The sequence below is a fragment of the Pseudomonas sp. CM25 genome (assembly GCF_013179705.1).
GTDB lineage: Bacteria > Pseudomonadota > Gammaproteobacteria > Pseudomonadales > Pseudomonadaceae > Aquipseudomonas.
The window spans coordinates 1-23,165 of the sequence record NZ_JABMCW010000056.1 but is presented as its reverse complement, the minus strand read 5'-3'; the positions used below and the strand labels follow the sequence as shown (position 1 = coordinate 23,165).

Genomic DNA, 23,165 nt, shown 5'->3' with positions numbered 1-23,165 from the left:
CAATGGCGTGATGAAGCGCATCTTCGTGGTCATCCTCGTTGAACGCTTCGAAACCATCCCAGATCGAGATACCCATGCGCCCGAAGGCCAGCGCCATGAGTTGGCGTTGTGGCAGTACCAGGGTAACGATGTCGAGCAACAACCGCAGCACGTTGATCGAAAATGTGCCGAGCAATTCCTCGTTGCTGCGGGTGGCAGCGTCAGCTTGCGCCATCAGGTTATGGACCTCTGCGCGGTAGGCTGCATGATAGAGGTTACCGGTGATGGTCTGCTGTCGTACGTGTGAACCGAGGCGCCCCTTGACCAGGAGCTTCTCGATGTTATCGCGGTTGGCACGGGGAAGGCGCTGGGCGACGTAATTGCGCAGGCGCTGATCGTTGCGTATCGCTCGCATCAGCCCGCGTGCGTTGGCATATTCACGCCAGTAGCGGCGGTCGGGAGCGTCCGGGGCATACACCACGATGCGCTTGGAGTTCAGGGGCGATACCAGCAACAGCACGCCTTGCAACGTCTGCTCCTGGATGAGCAACTGCTGTACGTCCACGCGCTGCTCGTTGTTGAAATAAGGGCGCGCCTGGCTGTCGGGTGCGTTGATCACTGTGCTGGCCCAGCCGTAGCCCTGCTCGAAAGTATCCAAAAGAAAATGCCCGGCGTAGCGCCCTTTGACCGCCTCGGCGTTCATGCGGGTGCGGTTCAGTTCCCCGTGCGCCCACTGCCGCCACTCGCCTTCGGGTGAGTCGAGCAACTGGGTACGTAGATAAGCCTGATAGCCGGTTCCAGCATTCAGCCGCCGCACCATCTGCCTGACCCTGGAGGGTGTAAGGGCAGGCAACGCTTCGCCATCGTGCAGGTGCACCTTTGCCGTGAGCCAGTAGTCGACTTCGAACCAGGCGATGTTCAGCAGCGCCAGTTCGTCGAGCCTGTAGGTGTGCCGAACAAATTTGATGGTGTCGCCCACGATAGGCCTGCTGGCTACCGGGATGTAACCCGTGGCGCCCGCAGTGGGGAGCGGATTGATCAAGGGGCCTGTCTGGCGCGCAACCGTTACGCTGACAAAGATGTCGCGGGGGTGGATATCCAGCCCTGGGTCACGTTGAAGGTATTCCTGCAGCCTCTCGTTTACCCAGTTCAGCAGCGAGTGTTGCTGGTTGAACTGCCCCAGCGTGAGAATCCCGGGTGCCGCCGCTCCCTGGATCGCTGCCACCTGTTGCTGCAGCGCCTGCATGATATGCGTCACGCCTTGTTGCGAGGTGGTACGCAACCAGTTGGGCAGGTGCTTTTCAAGCAGTAGCCCGTAGCGTGTGGCGAGCGGCCCGACGCTGCCGACCTGGGGGCGTATGTCCAGTGCGTCAGCCAATGCCCTGTCGAGTTGCTCGACGTTGCGTTGCAGGCCTTGTTTCCAACTGTGATGCCAGGCATGGGTCAGGCGTGCCAGCTGCGCGTCGCGGATGGCAAATGCCTGAAACTGCACCAACTCCTCGGGGTACCAGTCATAGCGCAGCTGCTCGGCCTGACGAGCGCGTTGCTTTTGCTCGGGGGTAGCCAGCAATGCCAGCAGATGTTCGCTTTGCTGCGGGTCCTCCAGGCGTTCACAAAGCTCTTGATGCAGTTCGGCAAGGCTGTCAAAGGCCTCCACACCGTGCGCCACACTACAGAGAAGGGTACGGCCGACTTTGCCATGCTGGTCCAGCAGCTGGCCTTCTGCGCCGTGCTCAGTGAGTACCATGAGCCCGGGTATGTGGTTGCGCCAGTTGGGTTCGGTGGCAGTCAGCAAGGGGCGATACAGCTGTGGGCGTGAATGCAGCGGCAAATGCCTGCGCTGCCAGGGCAGCGGTAGTTCCAGGCAGGTTCTGAGCAACTGGATATGTTCGCTGGAAAGCGTCTGGTCAGTGCTGCGCAAGCGCATTTCGGCTTCGAACTGGTCACTGCGCAGCGAGGCGAGTCGCACGATACGGGTCAGGCCTGTGGCGTCGCGCGCTTGCCAATCTGCGGCCAGTCGGGCGTGTAGTTCCTGGCGAATGGTGCGGCAGAAGCGGTCGATGCGTGAACTGAAACCAACGGGCAGGCTCAGGGCCTGATGCTCGGCGTGGCTTGGCCGGCTTCCTGCGGGGAGCTTGAAGGTGCCACCATCGAACAGGTGAAAACCTGTCAGCGTCAACAGGTTGTCGGTGTCGAAGTAGAGCGTGCGCGCGGTAATGCCCAGGCCCGGGAACAGCTGCCCCAGGCACTGGTCCAGGCTATTTTCTACGCTGCCTGCTACTGGCAGTAGCGCTGTCAGGCGCTCATCCAGCACTCGAAAGCGTTGTGGTGTGGTCATGGTCCGTGTCCTGCTCTGAAAGCGGACCATGCTGCAGGCTGGCGGCCGGGGCGATGTGTTACCCAGCTACCTCAGCGACGTTTCATGCCCCGCACACTGAGCCAGACCGGAATGCCCAGGCCGAGCCATGACAGCGTGTCCCACCAGCCGTCACCGAGCAGCGCCGCGAACAGGCCGAGCGCGGCCAACAGCGCGAGCAGTGCCGGCCAGGCGAAAACCTGCCAGGTCGATTGCGATTTGTGGCTCATGCCCGCGCTCCTTTGGGTCTGCGCTGTTTGCTCCACCACAGGTACAGGCCGCTCCACAGTACGACAATGGTCAGCACGTCGAGCACGGCCCAGAGGATCTGCATCGGCCGCCCGCCGTAATCGCCGAAGTGCAGCGGTTGCGACAGGCCCATGGCGTCCATGTACCAGGGGCGCTCGCCGACCGCCGTGACCGCCAGCGTGCGGGCATCGATCAGCACCGGTGTGTACAGGTGCGAACTGAGGTGCGTGGCGCCGTTCATGAACACCGCGTAGTGGTGCTCGCTGGAAAAGCGCGTCCCGGGGAAGGCTATGAAGTCCGGGCGCATGCCGGGGGCGGCCTGTGCGGCAATGTCCAGCAGGCGGGTTGCAGGGGCGCGTTGGGTGAGCGGTGGGGCGTCACGATAAGGCGCAACCATGGCGGCCAGGCTGTCATTGCGCCAGGCGGCGATGACCAGGTCAGACAGCGCACTGATCACGCCGGTTACGCCTACCGTCAACGCCCAGGCCAGGGTCACCACGCCAATCAGGTTGTGCAGGTCGAGCCAGCGCAGGCGCCGGGATTTGTCGTGGCGTACCGTGCCGAACTCCAGGCGACGCATGAACGGCGCATAGAGCACCGTGCCGGAGACGATCGCTACGATGAACAGCACGCCCATGAAGGCCAGCAGCAGCTTGCCGGGCAGACCGGCAAACATGTCTACGTGCAGGCGCAGCATGAGCATCATGAAGCCGCCGTTGGCCGCTGGCATCGCTACAGCTTCGCCAGTGCGGGCGTCGAGCATGAAGGTGTGGGACAGGTTGGGGTCGGTGCCGGCGGTAGCGGCAGTGATGGCGACCACGCCGTTGGGTTCGTCTTCGTCGTAACCGAAGTACTGCATGACCTCGCCGGGGCGATGCTGCTCGGCTTTGAGCACCAGCTGCTGAAGATCGAGGTGCGGGGTGTCTGCCGGCATCTGGCGCAGTTCAGGCGCGTCGCCGAGCAGCTGTTCGAGTTCGTGGTGGAAGATCAGCGGCAGGCCGGTGAGTGCCAGCAACAGCAGGAACAGAGTGCAGACCAGGCTGCTCCAGGTGTGGATCGCGGACCAGCGGCGGATGGTTGGGCTTTTCATCACGGTACCGATTTTTTCTGTTGGATCGAGGGGCTGCTGCGCAGCCCAATCGCCGGCAAGCCAGCTCCCACAGGGGGGCACATGGCCAGAGGCTTGCGCTGTACCTGCAAGAGCTGGCTTGCCGGTGATTGGGCCGCAAAGCGGCCCCGCTCACTCAGAACTTGTAGGTGGCGCTAGCAACAACGCTTCGCTCGTCGCCGTAGTAGCAGTAGTACGAGTCACAGGTAGAGATGTAGTCCTTGTTCAGCAGGTTGGTGGCGTTGACCGCGACCGACGCGCCTTTGAGGCTGCTGTTCAGGCGGCCGAGGTCGTAGTGCACCGAGGCATCGAACACGGTGTAGGCATTGGCCTTGCCCAGGTAGGTGTTGGCCTGGTCGCCGTAGGTGTTCCCGGTATAGCGCGCACCCAGGCCGATGCCGAAGCCGTCCAGTACGCCCGAGTGCCAGGTGTAGTCACCCCACAGCGAGGCCTGCTGGTTCGGCATCAGCTGCAGGCGGTTGCCTTTGAAGTCGCCGTTCTGCACTTCGGACTTGGCCAGCGTGTAGGCGGCAATCACCTTCAGGTTCTCGGTAACGTCGGAAACCGCTTCAAGCTCCAACCCCCGGACTTTCACTTCGCCAGTCTGGCTGGTGATGGTCACGCCACCGACGGTGTCGGTCACCGAGACGTTTTTCTGGGTCAGGTCATACACGGCTGCCGACAGCAGGGTGTTGGAACCCGGCGGCTGGTATTTCACCCCCAGCTCCCACTGCTTGCCTTCGGTGGGTTTGAAAGACTGCGTGGCCGACGCATTGGCATTGCCGGTCGGCTGGAATGACTCGGCATACGAAAGGTACGGTACCAAGCCCGAATCGAACACATAGCTGATGGCCGCGTTGCCGCTGAACTTCTTGTCCCGCTGGGTATTGGTGGCATCGCCCTGGTTGAAGAACTTGGTGCCGGTGTGCACCCAGTCCTCCCGCCCACCCAAGGTCAGGCGCCAGTTGCCAAGCGCCATCTGGTCCTGCACATACAGCCCGGTCTGACGGGTTTTCTGGTTGTAGTCATAAAACGCTTTCGAGCGGTCCGGGCGGGTGATTGGCAACCCGTATACCGGGTTGTTGACGTTGCTGTCCGGCACGTTGAAACCGAAGATCGACAGGTAGTTGGTGTTGATGCGCTGATGGTCCAGGCCGATCAGCAGGGTGTGGGTAACGTCGCCGGTGGCGAAGTCGGCCTGGAAGTTGTTGTCCACCGCGAACTGGCTGATGTCTTCATCGGTATTGGTGGACATTCGGCTGACAGTGCCGTCGTCCTGTACCGGGCCACCGGGCTGGTAATAGCTGCCGGGGGTGATGGTCTGGAACGCCAGGTCCGACTTGGTGTAGCGCAGGTTCTGACGGAACTGCCAGACGTCGTTGATGCGGTGCTCGAAGGCATAGCCAAGCGCGTAGTAGGTACGATCGTAGAACTCGTAGTCCGGGTCACCCAGGTTCTTGTGGTGGGAGATCTTGCCGAACGGCATGTCGATCTTGGTGCCCTGGATGGGGCGGAACTGGCTGGTGGCACCGGTATCGTCGCGGGTGAACTGGGTGAGCAGCGTCAGCGAAGTATCTTCGTCAATGTTCCAGGTCAGGCTTGGGGCGATGTTGTAGCGCTTGTTGTCGATGTGATCGATCTGCGAGCCGCTGTCACGGATCACACCGCTGACGCCATACAGAAAGCGGCCCTCGTCGTCGATCTTGCCGGTGCTGGCAAAGTTGATCTGACGGTGATTGTCACTGCCGTACTGCAGTTCGATTTCGTGCTCGCTTTCTGCCTGCGGACGGCGGCTTACCATGTCCAGCAGGCCGCCGGGCGGGGTCTGGCCATAGACCGAGGACGCTGGGCCACGCAGCAGCGCCAGGCGGTCGAGGTTCCAGGTTTCGGCTTTCGGGTTGGCGTACACGCCGCGTGGCAGCGGCAGGCCATCGAGAAACTGGGTGGGCTCGAAGCCGCGCACACGCATCCAGTCATAGCGCGTGTCGCTGCCAAAGCTGGCGGACACGATCCCTGGCATATAGCGCACGGCGTCATCCAGGCTGTGCACGCCGCGGTCTTTCATCTGCTCGCGAGTGGCAACCGAGATTGAGCGCGGTGCTTCGACCAGCGCGGTGTCTGTCTTGGTGCCGGCGGCAGTGCGATTGGCCAGATAGCCTTCGACCGGGCCCCAGGCGCTTTCGCTGGCGCTGGACGCATTCACCGTGATTTCCGGCAATGCCAGGCTGCCATCCGGAACCGCCACCAGACTGTAGCTGCCGACGCTGCTCTGCTGCAGCTGCAGGCCGGTGCCGCCCAAGGCGGCTTGCAGGGCGCCGAGGCCGTCGTACCGGCCGCTTACCGGGGCCGAAGTGCGGCCGTTGACCAGGGCTGGGTCGATGGCCAGGGCGATACCGGCCTGGCTGGCGATCTGGTTGAGCGTGGTGGCCAAAGGAGCGCTGGGCAAATCGTAGGCGCGCGGTGCGGATTGTTCGGCGGCGAACAGGGCAGGGCTGGCCAACGGGGCGCCAAGGCCGATGGCCAGGGCCATCAGGCTGGGGCGCAGGATACGATCAACGGCACGGGACATGCGGCGGTTCCTCGACGGGTAAGTGCTTGCTGCTTCCTTGCCGAGCGAGAATTGAAAAGTGACAGGGCGAATCTGAAAAATGTTGAGAATTATTTAAAGTTGATTAGCGCATGTGCCGACCCTTTCGCGGGTGAACACGTGCCCACAGGGACATCTCGATTTCAAATGCGGTGAGATTGACGTGGAGCGGGTTTATCGAAGCGTCGAACCGCCGCGAACAGGCCAGTACAGGTTTACTTGGAAGTGACGGTCACCCACCACTGGGTATGCCGCTCGATCTTCACCGGCAATGCCGGCACCAGTGATGCCAGTGCCAAATCGGTGTCGGTCAGTGGGAAGCTGCCGGTGACGCGCAGGTCGGCCACCTTGGCATCTACCCCGAGGTAGCCGCTGCGGTACTTGCCCAATGTGGCCAGCAGGTCGCCCAGTCGCACGTTGTCCACCACGAGCATGCCGCGGGTCCAGGCATCGGCACCGGCTGGCACTTGGCCGACCAGGCCCAGGCCGTTGGCGTCCATCAGTACCTGCTGGCCTTCGCGCAACACCTGTTCGTCACCACTGTTCAGGGGCTTGGCAGCGACGGACGCCTGCAGCACTTCCAGGCGTGTGCCGCTGGCTTCGCGGCGCACCAGGAAGCGCGTGCCCAGTGGCCGCAGCCGACCATCGTCGGTGCGTACCAGCAGCGGGCGAGGGTCGTGATGGCCGGTTTCGACCGAAATCTCGCCCTGATGCAGCACGATCACCCGTTGCTCGCCCTGGAAGTCGATGTCCACGGCGGTGTGGGTATTAAGGCTCAGCAGCGTGCCGTCTTCCAGGCGCAGGGTGCGCAGCTCGCCGGTGGCGGTGCGCTGATCGGCCAGCCAGTAACTGGGTGCCAGCGCCGGTGCGCCAACCCAGGCCAGCAGCGAGCCGAGCAGCAACATGCCGGCCAGGCCGCCGCCGGCCTTGGCAACCCGCCGGCGCAGGCCGACGCGAGACTGCAGCAGGGCCTGGCGGGCCGGGCCGGCCGCTACACTGACGCGCTGGTCCATGGCACCGAGCTGGCGCCAGGCGCGGGCGTGCTCTTCGCTGGCCGCATGCCAACGCATGAACTCACCGCGTTCGTCGGGCGTGCCGCTGGCGTCGTCCAGGCTGAGTTTCCAGGCGATGGCGGCTTCCAGCACCCGTGATGAAACCGGCGCGTTGCTCACGTCGGCTGCCCATACAGGGCCACATAGCACTGGCGCATGCCCTGGGCGATGTACTGGCGCACCCGCGAAACCGAAACGCCCAGGCGCTCGGCGATTTCGGCATGGCCCAGGCCGTCCAGGCGGTTGTGCAGGAACGCTGCGCGGGCTTTGCTGGAAAGCTTGCCGAGCAGGCGGTCGATGGCCTTGAGGTCTTCGAGGATCAGGTGTTGCACTTCAGGGGAGGGCTGTTCGGCTTGCGGTATCAGTGCCAGCTCGGCCAGGTAGGCCTGTTCCAGCGCGGCGCGGCGGAAGTGGTCGAACATCAGCCCCTTGGCCACGGCGGCGAGAAAGGCGCGGGGCTCGCGAGGCGTGTCCAGCTGCTCTCTGCCGAGCAGGCGCACGAACGTGTCCTGGCTCAGGTCTTCGGCACGTTGGCGGCAGGCCATGCTGCGTTGCAGCCAGGCCAGCAGCCAGCCGCGGTGGTCGCGGTACAGTGCACCGACCAGATCGGCGTGTGGGCTGTGTGCAGAAGACAAGCAGCGTCCCCCTGGAACGTATGTATTAACTAACGATAATTATTCGCGATTGTTGCAGAGGGGAGGGGGTGGGTGCAATGGACGCTTATCGGATTGCCAGCATTGGAGATGTGTTGCCTGGGCAGGCCTCTTCGCGGGTAAACCCGCTCCCACAAGTACAGCGCATGCCTTGAATGTTGCGCCGAACCTGTGGGAGCGGGTTCACCCGCGAAGAGGCCTGCAAGGCCAATGCAAATCTACAGCCCGTGATTGTGCACTTTGCGCCGCCGCCACCCGCGCAACCGCTGCTCCAGCTGCAACGGGCTGTCCAGTTGTTGCCGCCGCGCCTGGCTGAACAGAATCAGCGCCAGCTCCGCAGTCACCTGCGCATCGGCGCTGGCATGATGGCGCTCATCCACCTGCAGCCCAAACCGCGCCACCCAGTCATCCAGCCCAGCCTCGCGCAGTACTGTGTCGGGGTTGAGCATCGGCGCCAGCTCGGCAACATCCAGAAACGGCGATTGCAGGCGATAACCCAGGCTGTCCTTCAGCGCCCGGCCCAGCATGCGCTGGTCGAACGGCGCGTGAAATGCCAGCACCGGGCTGTCGCCAATAAAATCGAGCAGGTCCAGCAACGCCTCGGCCGGGTCGCAACCGGCAGCCAGGGCGCTCGGCCCCAGGCCATGGATCAGCACGCTGGCGTTGGTTTTCTGCAATGGCCGATGCAGGGTGCGTTCGAATTGCTGGGCAAAATCGATCGCACCGTCCTCGATGGCCACGGCCCCGATCGACAGCACCTGGTCGCGGTTGAAGTTGAGCCCGCTGGTTTCCAGGTCCAGCACCACCCAGCGCTGCTCGCGCAAGGTGCACACCCCCAGCGGCGCGGGTTTGGACAACCGGGCCAGGCGCTGGCGCATGGCGGGGGCCAGTTCGGGCGCACTCGGGCGCAGCCAGGCGAACAGGCTCATAGCTGATACCGCAGGGCCAGGCTGCTTTGCAGGCGCTGCGCCTGGCGCAGGGACTCGCGCAGGATGCGTCGGTCCAGCAGGTTGAGGCTGTCCGGGTCGAGCCGGTTGGAGTACGGCAGGTTGGCGCGGGCCTGGCGCTGGTGCTGCTGCATGCGGGTTTGCTGGATGAAGTGGTAGGCCTCTTCATAGGCGGCGCCGTCCAGTGGCTCGATGACGCCCTTGGCCACCAGTTGGCGCAAGCGTTCCAGCGTATTGCACGCACCGACGCCATTGACCAGGGCCAGCAGCCGGGCACCATCGACGAAGGGCGTCAGGCCTTGGACCTTGAGGTCCAGGGTGGCGGCTTTGTCGTTGCCCTGGCGGGTCAGGACGAAATCGCGCAGGCGGCCCACGGGCGGGCGTTGGCGCAAGGCGTTCTCGGCCAGCATGCGCTGGAAGATGCGGTTGTCGGCCACCTGCTCGAGCAGGCCCTGGCGCAGTTGCTCGCAACCTTGCTCGTCGCCCCACACCACGCGCAGGTCGAAATAGATGCTTGAACCCAGCAGGTTCTCCGGGCTGGCCTCGCGGACAAAACCGGCAAAGCGTCGCGCCCACTCACTGCGCGACAGGCACAGCTCTGGGTTGCCGGCCATGATGTCGCCTTTGCACAGGGTAAAGCCACACTGGGCCAGGCTTTGGTTGATGTATTGGGCCAGCGGCAACAGGCGGGCGCGAATGGCGTCGGCCTCGGCGCGGTCGGCGGCCTCGAAGAGGATGCCGTTGTCCTGATCGGTGTGCAGGGTCTGCTCGCGTCGCCCTTCGCTGCCAAAGCACAGCCAGCTGAACGGCACACCAGGGTCGCCGCGCTCGGCCAGTGCCAGCTCGATCACCCGGCACACGGTGTGGTCGTTGAGCAAGGTGATGATCTGGGTGATCTGCGTGGACGACGCGCCGTGGGCGAGCATGCGCTCGACCAGCTGGCTGATTTCGCCGCGCAGCGAGACCAGCGTTTCCAGGCGCGGTGCATGGCGAATGGTGCGCGCAAGGTGCACCAGGTCGACCCGTTGCAGGGAGAACAGGTCACGCTCTGAAACTACCCCGCACAGGCGCCGGTTTTCAACCAGGCACACGTGGGCGATATGCCGTTCGGTCATGGCCATGGCCGCGTCGAAGGCACTGGCCGTGGGGCTGAGATAGAACGGCCTGGCCGTCATGTGGCGCTCGATGGGTGCACCAAGCTCGGCATCGGCAGCGGCCACTACCTGGCGCAGGTCACGCAGGGTAAAGATGCCAGTAGGGTAGCGCTGCGCATCGACGATCACGATGCTGCCCACCTGTTGCTCGTGCATCAACCACACGGCTTCGCGCAGGGGCGTGTCGGCACTGCACACCACCGGGTGGCGCATGGCCAGTTCACCCAGGGGGGTGTTGAGCGAGTACTGGGTGCCAAGGGTTTCAACGGCACGTTGACGCACCTGCTGGTTGACCTGATCGAGCAGGCTGCTGACCCCGCGCAGTGCAAAATCCCGAAACACTTCCGACATCGAGAACACGCGGATGAATGCAGCCTTGTTCAGTTGCAGACAGAAGGTGTCCTCACCGGCCAGGTGCTCGGTGCGGGTCGCCCGTTCGCCCAGCAGCGCGGCCAGCGGGAAGCATTCGCCGCTGGTGATTTCGAAGGTGGTCTCGACACCGGGTTTGACCAGGTGCTGGCGTTCGCCGACCACACGCCCCTGCTTGACGATGTAGAAGTGCTCGACCGGGCCGTCAGCCGGTTTGACGATGCTTTCGCCGCACGCGTAGAAGCGCAGCTGGCATTGCTCGACCAGGTAGGCGAGGTGGCTGTGCTCCATCTGGTTGAACGGCGGAAAACGCTGCAGGAACTGCAACGTACCCTGGATGTTCTGCAGCACTGCCGTCCTGCCCGCCTGGCTGTAGGCGTCCTTTTTGCTCATGAAACTGACCGTATCGCTATGCCGAACTATATATATCTATATATAGGTGCCGGGCATGTTGTTCTCTGCCTCCATGGTCGGCTTGCGGCGGGGTGGTGCCCATTGGACGTAAGTCTATGAGCGGCCCTGTCAAAGACCCGACGAAAGGTGGATCGGGTTGCGCATTTACTGCGGTCCTACTGCTGAAGCGGAATTTTTTTGACGAGATGGCCATGGTTGAGCATGACGACATCCTGAGTGACGCCGAACGTGAGGCATTGGCCGTGGTGAGTGCGCCGCTGGCGCCCAGCCCGGTGGTGTTGATTGTCGATGACAACCCGGTCAACAGTGACGCGCTGAAGTGGTACCTGAAGAGCAGAGGCATCGAGTGCATGACCGCTGATGGGGCCAACGAAGCGATATTCAAGCTGCATTACGAACCGCGCATCGCACTGATGATTACCGACCTGCGCATGCAGCCCAGCGATGGCCTGGAACTGATCCGGCAGGTTCGCGAGTCGGAGCGGGCGGCGTTGTCGATCATCGTGGTGTCGGGCGACACCGATGTGAAGGAGGCGGTGGACGTGATGCACCTGGGGGTGGTGGATTTCCTGCTCAAGCCGGTGGACCTGGGCAAGTTGCTGGAGCTGGTGAAGAAAGAGTTGAAGCTCGATTGAACAGCCGCCCGTACTGGGCTCATCGCCGGCAAGCCAGCTCCTGCAGGGACCGCACAGCTTCCAACGCTTGTGCAGTCCCTGTAGGAGCTGGCTTGCCGGCGATTGGGCCGCAAAGCGGCCCTCGCTCGCAGAGGCTGCTTATAACCCGTTACGCGCCTTGAACTCGCGACGACGGCGGTGCAGCACAGGCTCGGTATACCCGTTCGGCTGCTTGCCACCTTCCACCACCAGCTCCACGGCCGCCTGGAACGCAACGTTGTCGTCGAAGTTCGGCGCCATCGGGCGGTAGAGGGCGTCGCCGGCGTTCTGCTGGTCGACCACCACGGCCATGCGCTTGAGGCTTTCCAGCACCTGCTCCTGGCTGACCACGCCGTGGCGCAGCCAGTTGGCCAGCAGCTGGGCGGAAATGCGCAAGGTGGCGCGGTCTTCCATCAGGCCGACGTTGTTGATGTCCGGCACCTTCGAGCAACCCACGCCCTGGTCGATCCAGCGCACCACATAGCCGAGGATACCCTGGGCGTTGTTGTCCAGTTCGTTGCGGATCTCGTCGGCCGACCAGTTGGTGTCGGCGGCCAGCGGGATGGCCAGGATGTCGTCGACCGATGCCGGGGTACGCGAGGCCAGTTCACGCTGGCGTGCCTGTACGTCGACCTTGTGGTAGTGCAAGGCGTGCAGGGTGGCAGCAGTCGGCGACGGTACCCACGCGGTGTTGGCGCCGGCCAGCGGGTGAGCGATCTTCTGCTCGAGCATGGCTGCCATCAGGTCGGGCATGGCCCACATGCCCTTGCCGATTTGCGCACGGCCTTGCAGGCCGGTGGCCAGGCCGACGTCGACGTTGTTGTTCTCGTAGGCGCCGATCCACTTCTCGTTCTTCATGGCGCCCTTGCGCACAACGGCGCCGGCTTCCATCGAGGTGTGGATTTCATCGCCGGTGCGGTCGAGGAAGCCGGTGTTGATGAACGCTACGCGCTCGGCGGCTGCCTTGATGCAGGACTTGAGGTTGACCGTGGTACGGCGCTCCTCGTCCATGATGCCGACCTTGACGGTGTTGCGCGGCATGCCCAGCAGGTCTTCCACCTGGCTGAAGATTTCGGCGGCGAAGGCCACTTCTTCAGGACCGTGCATCTTCGGCTTGACGATGTACACACTGCCGGTGCGGGTGTTCTTGCGGCTGGTGTTGCCGTTGAGGTTGTGCAGGGCGATCAGGTTGGTGAACAGTCCGTCCTGGATGCCTTCGGGAATTTCATTGCCCTGGGCATCGAGGATCGCCGGGTTGGTCATCAAGTGACCAACGTTGCGCACGAATAGCAGCGAACGGCCGTGCAGGGTCACGCTGCCGCCGTTGGGCGCCGCGTACTCGCGATCCGGGTTCATGGTGCGGGTAAAGGTCTTGCCGCCCTTGCTCACGCTTTCGGCCAGGTCGCCCTTCATCAGGCCCAGCCAGTTGCGGTAGACGACCACCTTGTCGTCGGCATCGACGGCGGCAACCGAATCTTCGCAGTCCATGATGGTGGTCAGCGCCGACTCCATCAGGATGTCTTTCACGCCAGCGGCGTCGGTGCTGCCGACAGGGGTGCTGGCATCGACCTGGATTTCGAAGTGCAGGCCGTTGTGCTTGAGCAGCACGGCAGTGGGTGCAGCAGCGTCGCCATGGAAACCGATCAGCTGGGCATCGTCGCGCAGGCCGCTGTTACTGCCGCCTTTCAGGGCAACTACCAGCTTGCCGCCTTCGATACGGTAGCTGGTGGAGTCAACGTGCGAGCCGGCCGCCAGTGGCGCGGCTTCGTCGAGGAAGGCGCGGGCGAAGGCGATGACCTTGTCGCCACGTGCCTTGTTGTAACCCTTGCCTTTTTCGGCGCCGCCTTCATCGCTGATGGCGTCGGTGCCGTAGAGGGCATCGTACAGCGAGCCCCAACGGGCGTTCGCGGCGTTCAGGGCGAAGCGGGCGTTCATCACCGGAACCACCAGCTGCGGGCCGGCCATGTGGGCGATTTCTTCGTCCACGTTCTGGGTGGTGGCCTGGAAATCGTCGGCTTGTGGCAGCAGGTAGCCGATTTCCTGGAGGAAGCTTTTGTAGGCTACGGCGTCGTGTGCCTGGCCTTTGCGTGCCTGGTGCCAGGCGTCGATCTTGGCTTGCAGCTCGTCGCGCTTGGCGAGCAGGGCTTTGTTCTTTGGAGCGAGGTCATTGATGATCTTTTCTGCACCTGCCCAGAACTGCTCGGCGACGATGCCGGTCCCCGGGATGGCTTCGTTGTTCACGAAGTCGTACAGGACCTTGGCGACCTGAAGGCCACCGACTTGAACGTATCCAGTCATTGCTTGCCTCACTCTGCTCAGCTATTTCGCTCTTCTGTATTAAGCCTGTAGCGCTTCTCTAAACACGGCACCAGTGCGTGCCCCCGGGATGGCCCGAGCGCGGCTGGGTGCGGCCTTCCAGACAGGCTGGTGGGCAGTGTGCGTATTTTCACAGGCGCCTTGGCAGACATCCAAACGACGTTTTGTAGTCCGCGCCACGGGATACTACATGAAGCAGTAGGCGGGGCAAAATCAGACTAAAAGCGCCGTTCTGCGACCCGTTGGTCGCGTATGGTCACGCTGGGAGTGGGTATGTTCGCAAAAAACAGGTGGATTGTTCCAGATAAATCTTGAAACAGTACACGATTGGCTGTGTCGAGTGCCCTGCGGCAGGTTGCCGCGCCTTGCCTATACTGAGTCGATCCCCGATTTACTGCCGCACGGCGCGGTCCGACACGAGGAAGGGCTTGTGGATCATCTTGTACTGACTGTTATCGCCCCTGACAAGGCCGGCCAGGTCGAACGCATCGCCCAGTGCATCGCCGACCATAGTGGCAACTGGCTGGAGAGCCGCATGTCGCGCATGGCCGGGCAGTTTGCCGGCATTTTGCGGGTGGCGGTGCCGGCGGAAAATTATGATGAGCTGGTGAAGTCTTTGCAGGCGCTGGTCAAGCATGATATTCGCGTGCTGATTGCCGAGAGCGGGATCGAGCCGTCCTGTACCTGGAAGCCGATTGCCATGGAGCTGGTAGGGAACGACCGGCCGGGGATCGTGCGGGACATTACCCGGTTGCTGGCTGAGTTGCAGGTAAACGTCGAGAGGTTTTCCACAGAGGTGCGGCCTGCGCCGATGAGCAGTGAGCCGTTGTTTCACGCCGATGCATTGCTGGCGCTGCCGCTGACTTTGCCGCTGGATGAGCTGCAGCAGCGCCTGGAGAGCCTGGCGGATGACTTGATGGTGGAGTTGCAGCTGCGTCCGGAGGATTGACCGGAATTGGCGGGGCTCCAGACAGCACGTGGGGTTATCCCGATATTGCGGGGAAGGCCCTGTGGATAACCTGGGGGTGTACCCCTCCAGGCCACGCAACATGTGGCTTGCAGAGATATGATCAAAAAACACCCAACAATCAGCAGCTTGTGCACAAAGCACGGGGATCAGGGTGTGGATAACCTATGGAGATGTGTCTGCAGGCCATGAATTACCTGGCCTGCAGAGTTTTGATCATTTAATGATCAGCTGCGCTTGCGCAAATTCCACCACGCATCGACGCTGTAAACCGCCAGACCTGCCCAGATGAACATGAACGCCACCAAGGTGCTGGGCGACAAGTGCTCATCGAACAGCAGCACCGCCTGCAGCAGCACCAGGGTCGGCGCCAGGTATTGCAGGAAGCCCAGGGTGGTGTACGGCAGGTGCCGCGCAGCGGCGTTGAAGCACACCAGCGGTATCAGGGTCACAGGCCCCGCAGCCATCAACCACAGCGCTTCGCTGTTGGTATAGAACGCGCCCTGGGCACTCATCGCCGTCGGATGCAGCAACAGCCAGCCGATCGCCAGGGGTACCAGCATCCAGGTTTCCACCACCAGGCCCGGCAACGCCGCCACCGGTGCCTGCTTGCGGATCAGCCCATAGAAGCCGAAGCTCAGCGCCAGCACCAGCGACACCCAGGGCAGGCTGCCCACTTGCCATACCTGCTGGGCCACGCCCACGGCTGCCATGGCCACCGCCAGCCACTGCAGGCGGCGCAGGCGTTCGCCAAGAATCAGCATGCCCAGCAGCACGTTGATCAGCGGGTTGATGTAGTAGCCCAGGCTGGCCTCGACCATGCGACCATTGTTCACAGACCAGACATAGGTCAGCCAGTTACCGGCGATCAGCGTCCCGCTCAGGGCCAGGATAGCCAGGCGGCGCGGGTTGTCGCGCAGTTCACGCCACCAGCCAGGATGCTTCCACACCAGCAGCAGCAGTGAGCCGAACAGTGCCGACCAGAGTACCCGGTGGACAATGATTTCCACCGCCGGGACGCTCTGGATTGCCTTGAAGTACAGGGGGAACAAACCCCAGATGATGTAGGCGCTGAGGCCCAGAATGTACCCGCGACGCGGGTTTGCGGCGTGCATGCAGAATCCTTGCTTAGGTAGCTAAATAACCCGACGCCTATTGTAGACAGAGGCGGGCAAGCTTCTAGAACAATTTCAGCGGCGGCTCATCCAGTGCGGCCATTTGTTCGCGTAGCGCGAGAATCTGGTCGCCCCAGTAACGTGGCTGGCCGAACCAGGGGAAGCTGGGCGGGAACGCAGGGTCATCCCAGCGCCGTGCCAGCCAGGCGCTGTAGTGCAACTGGCGCAGGGCGCGCAGGGGCTCGATCAGTGCCAGTTCGCGCGGGTCGAAATCGTGGAACTCGTTGTAGCCGTCGATCAGCTCGGCCAGTTGCCCCAGGCGTTCCTCGCGGTTACCGGCCAGCATCATCCACAGGTCCTGCACCGCCGGGCCCATGCGGCAGTCGTCGAGGTCGACCACGTGGTAAACCTCGTCGCGGTGCATCAGGTTGCCGGGGTGCAGGTCTCCGTGCAGGCGCATCACCTTGTGCGGGGTGCGGGCATAAGCGTCCTCGACACGCTTTAGCAGGTCGCGTGCAACCGACTCGTAGGCGGGCAGCAGTTCGCGCGGGACGAAATTGCCATCCAGCAGGGTATTCAGCGAAGCATGGCCGAAGTTGTCCACAGCCAGCGCTTCGCGGTGTTCGAAAGGCCGTGTGGCGGCCACGGCATGCATGCGGCCAAGCAACTGGCCCAGGCGGTAGAGCTGGTCGAGGTTGCCCGGTTCAGGTGCATGCCCGCCGCGGCGGGGGAACAGGGTGAAGCGAAAGCCCTGGTGCTCGAACAGGGTGCGGCCCTCGTGCAGCATGGGGGCAACTACCGGCACTTCGCAGTCGGCGAGCTCGGCGGTGAAACGGTGTTCTTCGAGGATCGCTTCATCGCTCCAGCGGCCAGGCCGGTAGAACTTGGCGATCAGCGGTTGCGAGTCTTCGATGCCTACCTGGTAAACCCGGTTCTCGTAGCTGTTCAGCGCCAGCACCCGGGCATCACTGAGAAAGCCCACGCTTTCGACAGCGTCCAGGACCAGATCGGGAGTGAGGGTGGCGAACGGGTGGGACATGGGAACTCCAGGGGAAGACAGCGTGGAGGCCATGGTAGCGCGTTATACCTGTGCCGGCCTCTTCGCGGGTAAACCCGCTCCCACAGGGATCGCACCTGTAAGCCCTGATGCGATCCCTGTGGGAGCGGGTTTACCCGCGAAGAGGCCGGCACAGGCTAAGCAGGAACCCCGATCAACACATAAGAGGGCTGAAACTGTACCCGTACCGCGCAGCCATCCACCACCCGCTGGCCTGCCAGCCAATCCGCCTCGGCAATGGCACACAACGTCTGCCCATTGCCCAGCGCCAGCCTGACTTCACTGGGCCCGTCGACCTCTGCCAGTATTTCCTCCACCGTCGCACGCAGGCAATTGCTGCCCACCTCGGGCTCTTCCCCCTCCGCCAGCAAACGCACCCACCCCGCCTTGAGCAGCGCCACCACCATGCTGCCCAGCGTCAACTCCAGCCGTGCAGTGCTGTCCTGGGTGATCAACGCATCGATCACCAGCCCACCGCCCAATGCCAGGCTCACCCGGTCATACCGTCCTTCACGGTTCAGCCCGCTGACCTGGCCCTGCAGCTGATTGCGCGCACTGGTGCGCAACATCAGCCGGCCGAGCAGATCAAGGTCACTGGATTCTTCGGCGGCTTCGAGAAACTGCGCCTGCAACGACTGCAGCCGCTGATACAGGCGCAGCACCCGCTCGCCTTCCGGCGACAAGCGCGCACCACCACCGCCCCGACCGCCCGTGCTGCGCTCCACCAGCGGCTGGCTGGCCAGGTTGTTGAGCTCGTCGATGGCATCCCAGGCTGCCTTGTAGCTGATGCCGGCAGCCTTGGCGGCGCGGGTGATCGAGCCCTGTTCGGCAATGTGCTGCAGCAGCGCGATGCGCTGGGGGCGGCGGGATATGTGTTGGGTAAGGGGGGTGGGTAGGGGCATGGGTAGTCTGTTGGTGTTGGGCCTGAGGGTGGATAGTGTGTAGGAGCGGCCTTGTGTCGCGAAAGGGGCGCGAAGCGGCCCCACGGTTTCTGCCCGGGCAGAGATCGCTGGGGCTGCTGCGCAGCCCGATCGCGACACAAGGCCGCTCACAGAGCGATGCGCACGCTCATACATAGCCAGGCTTGGGCGTACGCGCCAGGCAGTACACATCAACCCTTTGCGCCCCGGCCTTGCGCAGCACCTCGGCGATGGCCTGTACAGTCGCACCGGTGGTCAGCACATCATCGACGAGGGCGACATGCCTGCCTTGCAGATCACCCATCAGCGCAAAGGCCTGGCGCAAATTGCGCCGCCGTGCCTGGGCATCCAGGCGCTGCTGCGCGGGCGTCTCCCGCGTGCGCAGGAGTATGCGCTGGTCGCCGGGGATCCCGAGTTGTGACGACAGCCATCGCCCCAGCATCCCGGCCTGGTTGAACCCCCGCTCACGCAGTCGACGCCTGGCCAGGGGCACAGGCAACAGCAGGTCGGGGCGCGGCAGCCCCTCTGCAAAGCGGTGCAAAAGCCCATGCCCGAGCAATTCGGCCATCAATCGCCCCAGCGGCCATTGGCGGTTGTGTTTGAAACGACTGATCAGGGTGTCCACTGGAAAGCCGAAATGCCACAGCGCTATCACCTGGTCGAACGCCGGTGGTCGACGGCAGCACTGCGCACAGGTGAGCCCGGCCATAGGCAAGGGCAGGGCGCAGCGGGTGCATTGATCGCCCAGCCAGGGCAGCGCCTGTTCGCAGGCAACGCAGACTGGGTAGGTCTGCCCGGCAGGCTCGTCACATAACAAGCACGACTGATTAATAAGTGACCACTTGTAAACCAGTTGTTTCAAGTGCGGTTGACAGTTCATAGGGCTTCCATGACTATGCGAGCTATCCGTGATGCGCTGGCGGGCTTTCCCTGTCCCGGCGCCAGCTTCAGCCTACACAAGGAAACGCCGATGAGCGCCAGCACAACTGCAACAACACGTCACGACTGGTCCCTGGCCGAGGTCAAGGCGCTGTTCCAGCAACCGTTCAATGACTTGCTGTTCCAGGCGCAGACCGTGCACCGCGCGCATTTCGACGCTAACCGCGTGCAGGTGTCGACCCTGCTGTCGATCAAGACTGGCGCCTGCCCGGAAGATTGCAAATATTGTCCGCAGTCCGGCCATTACAACACCGGGCTGGAAAAACAGAAGCTGATGGAAGTGCAGAAGGTGCTGGAAGAAGCCGCCCGCGCCAAGGCCATCGGTTCTACGCGCTTCTGCATGGGCGCGGCCTGGAAGCACCCGTCGGCCAAGGACATGCCCTACGTGCTGGAGATGGTCAAAGGGGTGAAGGCCATGGGCCTGGAAACCTGCATGACCCTCGGCAAGCTCGATCAGGAGCAGACCGCCGCGCTGGCCCAGGCTGGCCTGGACTACTACAACCACAACCTCGACACCTCGCCGGAGTTCTACGGCAGCATCATCACCACCCGCACCTACAGCGAGCGCCTGCAGACCCTGGCCTACGTGCGCGATGCGGGGATGAAGATCTGCTCGGGCGGCATCCTCGGCATGGGCGAGTCGCTGGACGACCGCGCCGGCCTGCTGATCCAGCTGGCCAACCTGCCAGAGCACCCGGAATCGGTGCCGATCAACATGCTGGTCAAGGTTGCCGGCACGCCGTTGGCCGAGGAAGAAGACGTCGACCCGTTCGATTTTATCCGCATGCTGGCGGTAGCCCGCCTGCTCATGCCCAAGTCGCATGTACGCCTGTCGGCCGGCCGCGAACAGATGAACGAACAGATGCAGGCATTGGCCTTCATGGCTGGCGCCAATTCGATCTTCTACGGCGAAAAACTGCTGACTACTGCCAACCCGCAGGCCGACAAGGACATGCAACTGTTCGCGCGCCTGGGCATCAAGCCCGAAGCGCGTGAAGAACACGCCGACGAAGTGCACCAGGCAGCCATCGAGCAGGCGCTGGTCGAGCAGCGCAGCAGCGAGATGTTCTACAACGCCGCGTCGGCCTGAGATGGCCTTCGACCTGGCGACGCGCCTGGCCGAACGGCGCGCCGCAGACCTGTATCGGCAGCGACCATTGCTGGAAAGCCCGCAGGGGCCGGAAGTAGTGGTTGATGGTCAGCGTTTGCTGGCCTTCTGCAGCAATGACTACCTCGGCCTGGCCAACCACCCCGAGGTGGTCGCCGCCTGGCAGGCCGGTGCCGAGCGCTGGGGTGTCGGCGGCGGTGCCTCGCACCTGGTGATCGGCCATAGCACCCCGCACCACCAGGTTGAAGAGGCGCTGGCCGAGCTCACCGGGCGCCCGCGTGCGCTGCTGTTCTCCACGGGCTACATGGCCAACCTGGGCGCCATCACCACGCTGGTGGGGCAGGGTGACACCGTGCTGCAAGACCGTCTCAACCATGCCTCGCTGCTGGATGGCGGGCTGCTTAGCGGTGCCCGCTTCAGCCGCTATCTGCACAACGACCCGGTCAGCCTGGCCAGCCGCCTGGACAAGGCCGTCGGCAATACCCTGGTGGTCACCGATGGCGTGTTCAGCATGGATGGCGACCTGGCCGACCTGCCGACGCTGGCCGAAGTCGCCCGTGCCCGCGGCGCCTGGCTGATGGTCGACGATGCCCATGGCCTGGGCACCCTCGGCGCCCAGGGCGGCGGTATTGTGGAGCACTTTGGCCTGGGGCTGGAGGATGTGCCCGTGCTGATCGGCACGCTGGGCAAGGGCTGCGGTACTGCCGGCGCCTTTGTTGCCGGCAGTGAAGAGCTGATCGAGGCGCTGGTGCAGTTCGCCCGCCCGTACATCTACACCACCAGCCAGCCACCGGCACTGGCCTGCGCCACGCTCAAGAGCCTGGAGCTGCTGCGCCGTGAAACCTGGCGCCGGGAACACCTGGCGGCGTTGATTCGCCAGTTCCGCGAAGGCGCGCAGCAGATCGGGCTGCAATTGATGGACAGCCCGACACCGATCCAGCCGATCCTGATCGGCGACAGCGCGCAGGCCCTGCGCCTGTCACGCATGTTGCGCGAGCGCGGGCTGCTGGTGACCGCCATCCGCCCGCCTACCGTGCCGGCTGGCAGCGCGAGGCTGCGAGTTACGCTGAGCGCCGCGCACAGCGAAGCGCAGGTGCAGCTATTGTTGAATGCATTGGCCGAGTGTTATCCACAACTGGAGAACGCCGATGCGTAATCGACTTGTTCTACTGCCCGGCTGGGGCCTGGGCACTGCTTCCCTGGAGCCGCTGGCGGCCAGCCTGCGCGCCCAGGACGCACGCCTGCAGGTGGAGCTGATGCCGCTGCCGGAACTTGCCCACAGCGATGTCGAGGCTTGGCTCGACCACCTTGATCGCAAGCTGCCGAGCGATGTCTGGCTGGGTGGCTGGTCGCTCGGCGGCATGCTGGCTACTGCGCTGGCGCGCAAACGCGGTGACCACTGCTGCGGCCTGCTGACCTTGGCCAGCAACCCCAGTTTCGTCGCCCGCCCGGACTGGCCCCACGGCATGGCCGAAGACACCTTCGGCACCTTCCTCGACGGCTGCCGCAGCCATACCCAGGTCACCCTCAAGCGTTTCCGCAGCCTGTGCAGCGATGGCGCCCTGCAGCCGCGCACGTTGTTGCGCCAGCTGGGTGTGGGGGTACCTGACACCGACCCGCTGTACTTGGCCACTGGCCTGGAAGTGCTGGCCAAGCTGGATACCCGCGAAGCCCTTCAGGCCTACCCCGGGCCGCAACTGCACCTGTTTGCCGGCAGCGATGCGCTGGTGCCGGCAGAGGCGGCAAAGGCATTGAGCGAGTTGTTGCCCGATGTGGAAGTGGGCCTGGTCGAAGACAGTTCCCACGCGTTCCTGCTGGAGTACCCACAGGAGCTGGCGTCGGGCATCAAGATTTTCCTGCATGAGAGTGGCGATGACTGATCTATCCCGTCCGACCCTGCCCGGCGCGCTACCCGACAAGCGCCAAGTGGCTGCTTCGTTCTCCCGCGCTGCGGCCAGCTACGACAGCGTGGCGGCGTTGCAGCGGGCTGTGGGCCTGCACTTGCTCGAGCAATTGCCGCAGGGTCTGCAGCCGTCGCGCTGGTTGGACCTGGGCAGCGGCACCGGTCATTTCAGCCGGGCCCTGGCCGAGCGGTTCGTGCAAGCCAGCGGTGTGGCGGTGGATATCGCCGAAGGCATGTTGTGCCATGCCCGCAACGAACAAGGTGGGGCGCACTACCACGTGGTCGGTGACGCCGAGCGTTTGCCACTGCGTGATGTCAGCGTCGACCTGGTATTCAGCAGCCTGGCCGTGCAATGGTGCGACCAGTTCGCCAGCGTGCTGGCAGAAGCCCTGCGCGTGTTGCGCCCGGGTGGTGTGCTGGCCTTCAGCAGCCTGTGCGTGGGCACCCTCGACGAGCTGCGCGCAAGCTGGCAGAAGGTGGATGGCCTGGTGCACGTGAACCGCTTCCGACGTTTCGAGGACTACCAACGCCTGTGCGCAGCCAGTGGCTTCGAACCACTTGGGCTGCAGCGTTGCCCGCATGTGCTGCACTACCCGGATGTGCGCAGCCTGACCCACGAGCTGAAGGCCCTCGGTGCGCATAACCTGAACCCTGGGCGGCCTTCCGGCCTCACCGGCCGGGCCCGTATGCAGGGCCTGTTGCAGGCCTATGAGGCATTTCGCCAGCCAGAGGGGCTGCCAGCCACCTATCAGGTGGTCTATGGTGTGTTGCGCAAGCCACAGGCGTAAGGGGAGCGAGATGAACCAGGCCTATTTCATTGCCGGTACCGACACCGATGTCGGCAAGACCACCATTGCAGCGGGATTGCTGCATGCAGCGCGCTTGCAGGGGATGAGCACGCTGGGGGCCAAGCCGGTCGCTTCCGGCTGCACGATGACGGCGAAGGGACTACGAAACAGCGATGCCCAGGCGCTGATCGATGAAAGCTCGATCAAACTGCCCTACGAGCAGGTCAACCCGTTTGCCTTCGAACCGGCCATTGCCCCGCATGTAGCGGCCCGCGAGGCCGGGGTGACGCTTGGCGTGACGCCGCTGCTGGCGGCGATGCGCAATGTGCTGGATCAACGGGCCGACTTCACCCTTATCGAGGGGGCTGGCGGCTGGCGTGTGCCGCTGGCTGGCCTGGAGAACTTGTCCGATCTGGCCGTCGCCTTGGACTTGCCGGTGATCCTGGTAGTAGGGGTGCGGCTGGGTTGTATCAGCCATGCCTTGCTGAGCGCCGAGGCGATTGCGCGGGATGGCTTGCAGTTGGCGGGTTG

General features: G+C 63.7%; 20 protein-coding genes. 7 read left to right on the top strand and 13 right to left on the bottom strand.

The features are described from left to right. The 8 genes from HP546_RS08940 to HP546_RS08905 form a co-directional block, all read right to left on the bottom strand. Window positions 1-2,317 (bottom strand): dermonecrotic toxin domain-containing protein (locus HP546_RS08940; protein WP_172223061.1); only part of this gene is annotated, 2,317 nt, incomplete at its 3' end. A gap of 71 nt (window positions 2,318-2,388) precedes the next feature. Then, window positions 2,389-2,565 carry a hypothetical protein gene (locus tag HP546_RS08935; RefSeq protein WP_172223058.1) on the bottom strand — a complete coding sequence of 59 codons (177 nt, stop codon included), beginning with the start codon at window positions 2,563-2,565 and terminating at the stop codon, window positions 2,389-2,391. Beyond that, on the bottom strand, window positions 2,562-3,674 hold the full coding sequence (locus HP546_RS08930; RefSeq protein WP_172223055.1) for a PepSY domain-containing protein: 1,113 nt from the start codon (window positions 3,672-3,674) through the stop codon (window positions 2,562-2,564). The genes HP546_RS08935 and HP546_RS08930 overlap by 4 nt, the downstream gene beginning before the upstream one ends. A 154-nt stretch (window positions 3,675-3,828) precedes the next feature. Next, on the bottom strand, window positions 3,829-6,261 hold the full coding sequence (locus HP546_RS08925; protein WP_172223052.1) for a TonB-dependent siderophore receptor: 2,433 nt from the start codon (window positions 6,259-6,261) through the stop codon (window positions 3,829-3,831). A gap of 233 nt (window positions 6,262-6,494) precedes the next feature. After that, a complete protein-coding gene (locus tag HP546_RS08920) occupies window positions 6,495-7,451 on the bottom strand; it encodes a FecR family protein (protein WP_172223049.1) in 957 nt (318 codons plus the stop codon). Further along, the gene (locus HP546_RS08915) at window positions 7,448-7,966 is read right to left on the bottom strand and encodes an RNA polymerase sigma factor (protein WP_172223046.1); all 519 of its coding nucleotides are present in this window, start codon (window positions 7,964-7,966) and stop codon (window positions 7,448-7,450) included. Before HP546_RS08915 ends, HP546_RS08920 begins: the two co-directional genes overlap by 4 nt. Before the next feature lie 236 nt (window positions 7,967-8,202). Next, window positions 8,203-8,913: a PolC-type DNA polymerase III gene (locus HP546_RS08910; protein WP_172223043.1), complete on the bottom strand. Its 711-nt coding sequence runs from the start codon at window positions 8,911-8,913 to the stop codon at window positions 8,203-8,205. Next, window positions 8,910-10,847 carry a DUF294 nucleotidyltransferase-like domain-containing protein gene (locus tag HP546_RS08905; protein WP_172223039.1) on the bottom strand — a complete coding sequence of 646 codons (1,938 nt, stop codon included), beginning with the start codon at window positions 10,845-10,847 and terminating at the stop codon, window positions 8,910-8,912. The genes HP546_RS08910 and HP546_RS08905 overlap by 4 nt, the downstream gene beginning before the upstream one ends. A 116-nt stretch (window positions 10,848-10,963) precedes the next feature. On the opposite strand from HP546_RS08905, the gene HP546_RS08900 reads away from it, so the two are divergent. Then, window positions 10,964-11,503: a response regulator gene (locus tag HP546_RS08900; protein ID WP_172223019.1), complete on the top strand. Its 540-nt coding sequence runs from the start codon at window positions 10,964-10,966 to the stop codon at window positions 11,501-11,503. 138 nt (window positions 11,504-11,641) lie between these two features. Here HP546_RS08900 and HP546_RS08895 read toward each other — a convergent pair whose 3' ends face one another. Beyond that, on the bottom strand, window positions 11,642-13,819 hold the full coding sequence (locus tag HP546_RS08895; protein WP_172223016.1) for a malate synthase G: 2,178 nt from the start codon (window positions 13,817-13,819) through the stop codon (window positions 11,642-11,644). 448 nt (window positions 13,820-14,267) lie between these two features. On the opposite strand from HP546_RS08895, the gene HP546_RS08890 reads away from it, so the two are divergent. After that, on the top strand, window positions 14,268-14,786 hold the full coding sequence (locus HP546_RS08890) for an ACT domain-containing protein (protein WP_172223012.1): 519 nt from the start codon (window positions 14,268-14,270) through the stop codon (window positions 14,784-14,786). A 245-nt stretch (window positions 14,787-15,031) separates the two neighbouring features. On the opposite strand, the gene rarD is transcribed toward HP546_RS08890, so the two are convergent. The 4 genes from rarD to HP546_RS08870 form a co-directional block, all read right to left on the bottom strand. Then, window positions 15,032-15,919 (bottom strand): EamA family transporter RarD, encoded by an 888-nt coding sequence (rarD, locus tag HP546_RS08885; protein WP_172223007.1) that lies wholly within the window; start codon window positions 15,917-15,919, stop codon window positions 15,032-15,034. A gap of 64 nt (window positions 15,920-15,983) precedes the next feature. Next, window positions 15,984-16,958 (bottom strand): serine/threonine protein kinase, encoded by a 975-nt coding sequence (locus tag HP546_RS08880; RefSeq protein ID WP_172223003.1) that lies wholly within the window; start codon window positions 16,956-16,958, stop codon window positions 15,984-15,986. 155 nt (window positions 16,959-17,113) lie between these two features. Further along, window positions 17,114-17,878, bottom strand: a complete 765-nt coding sequence (locus HP546_RS08875; RefSeq protein ID WP_172222985.1) for a TOBE domain-containing protein — start codon at window positions 17,876-17,878, stop codon at window positions 17,114-17,116. Between the two features lie 166 nt (window positions 17,879-18,044). Next, complete coding sequence (locus tag HP546_RS08870) at window positions 18,045-18,776, bottom strand: ComF family protein (RefSeq protein ID WP_172222982.1); 732 nt, start codon at window positions 18,774-18,776, stop codon at window positions 18,045-18,047. 90 nt (window positions 18,777-18,866) lie between these two features. Between HP546_RS08870 and bioB the strand changes: the two genes are divergently transcribed. The 5 genes from bioB to bioD form a co-directional block, all read left to right on the top strand. Then, window positions 18,867-19,925, top strand: coding sequence for a biotin synthase BioB (gene bioB / locus HP546_RS08865; RefSeq protein ID WP_172222979.1), 1,059 nt, complete (start codon window positions 18,867-18,869; stop codon window positions 19,923-19,925). A gap of 1 nt (window position 19,926) precedes the next feature. Next, the gene (gene bioF, locus HP546_RS08860) at window positions 19,927-21,099 is read left to right on the top strand and encodes an 8-amino-7-oxononanoate synthase (RefSeq protein ID WP_172222976.1); all 1,173 of its coding nucleotides are present in this window, start codon (window positions 19,927-19,929) and stop codon (window positions 21,097-21,099) included. After that, entirely contained in the window at window positions 21,092-21,823 is a 732-nt protein-coding gene (locus tag HP546_RS08855; protein WP_172222973.1) for an alpha/beta fold hydrolase, read from the top strand. Before bioF ends, HP546_RS08855 begins: the two co-directional genes overlap by 8 nt. After that, entirely contained in the window at window positions 21,816-22,634 is an 819-nt protein-coding gene (gene bioC, locus HP546_RS08850) for a malonyl-ACP O-methyltransferase BioC (RefSeq protein ID WP_172222969.1), read from the top strand. The genes HP546_RS08855 and bioC overlap by 8 nt, the downstream gene beginning before the upstream one ends. Window positions 22,635-22,644: 10 nt before the next feature. After that, window positions 22,645-23,165 (top strand): dethiobiotin synthase (gene bioD / locus HP546_RS08845; protein ID WP_172222966.1); only part of this gene is annotated, 521 nt, incomplete at its 3' end.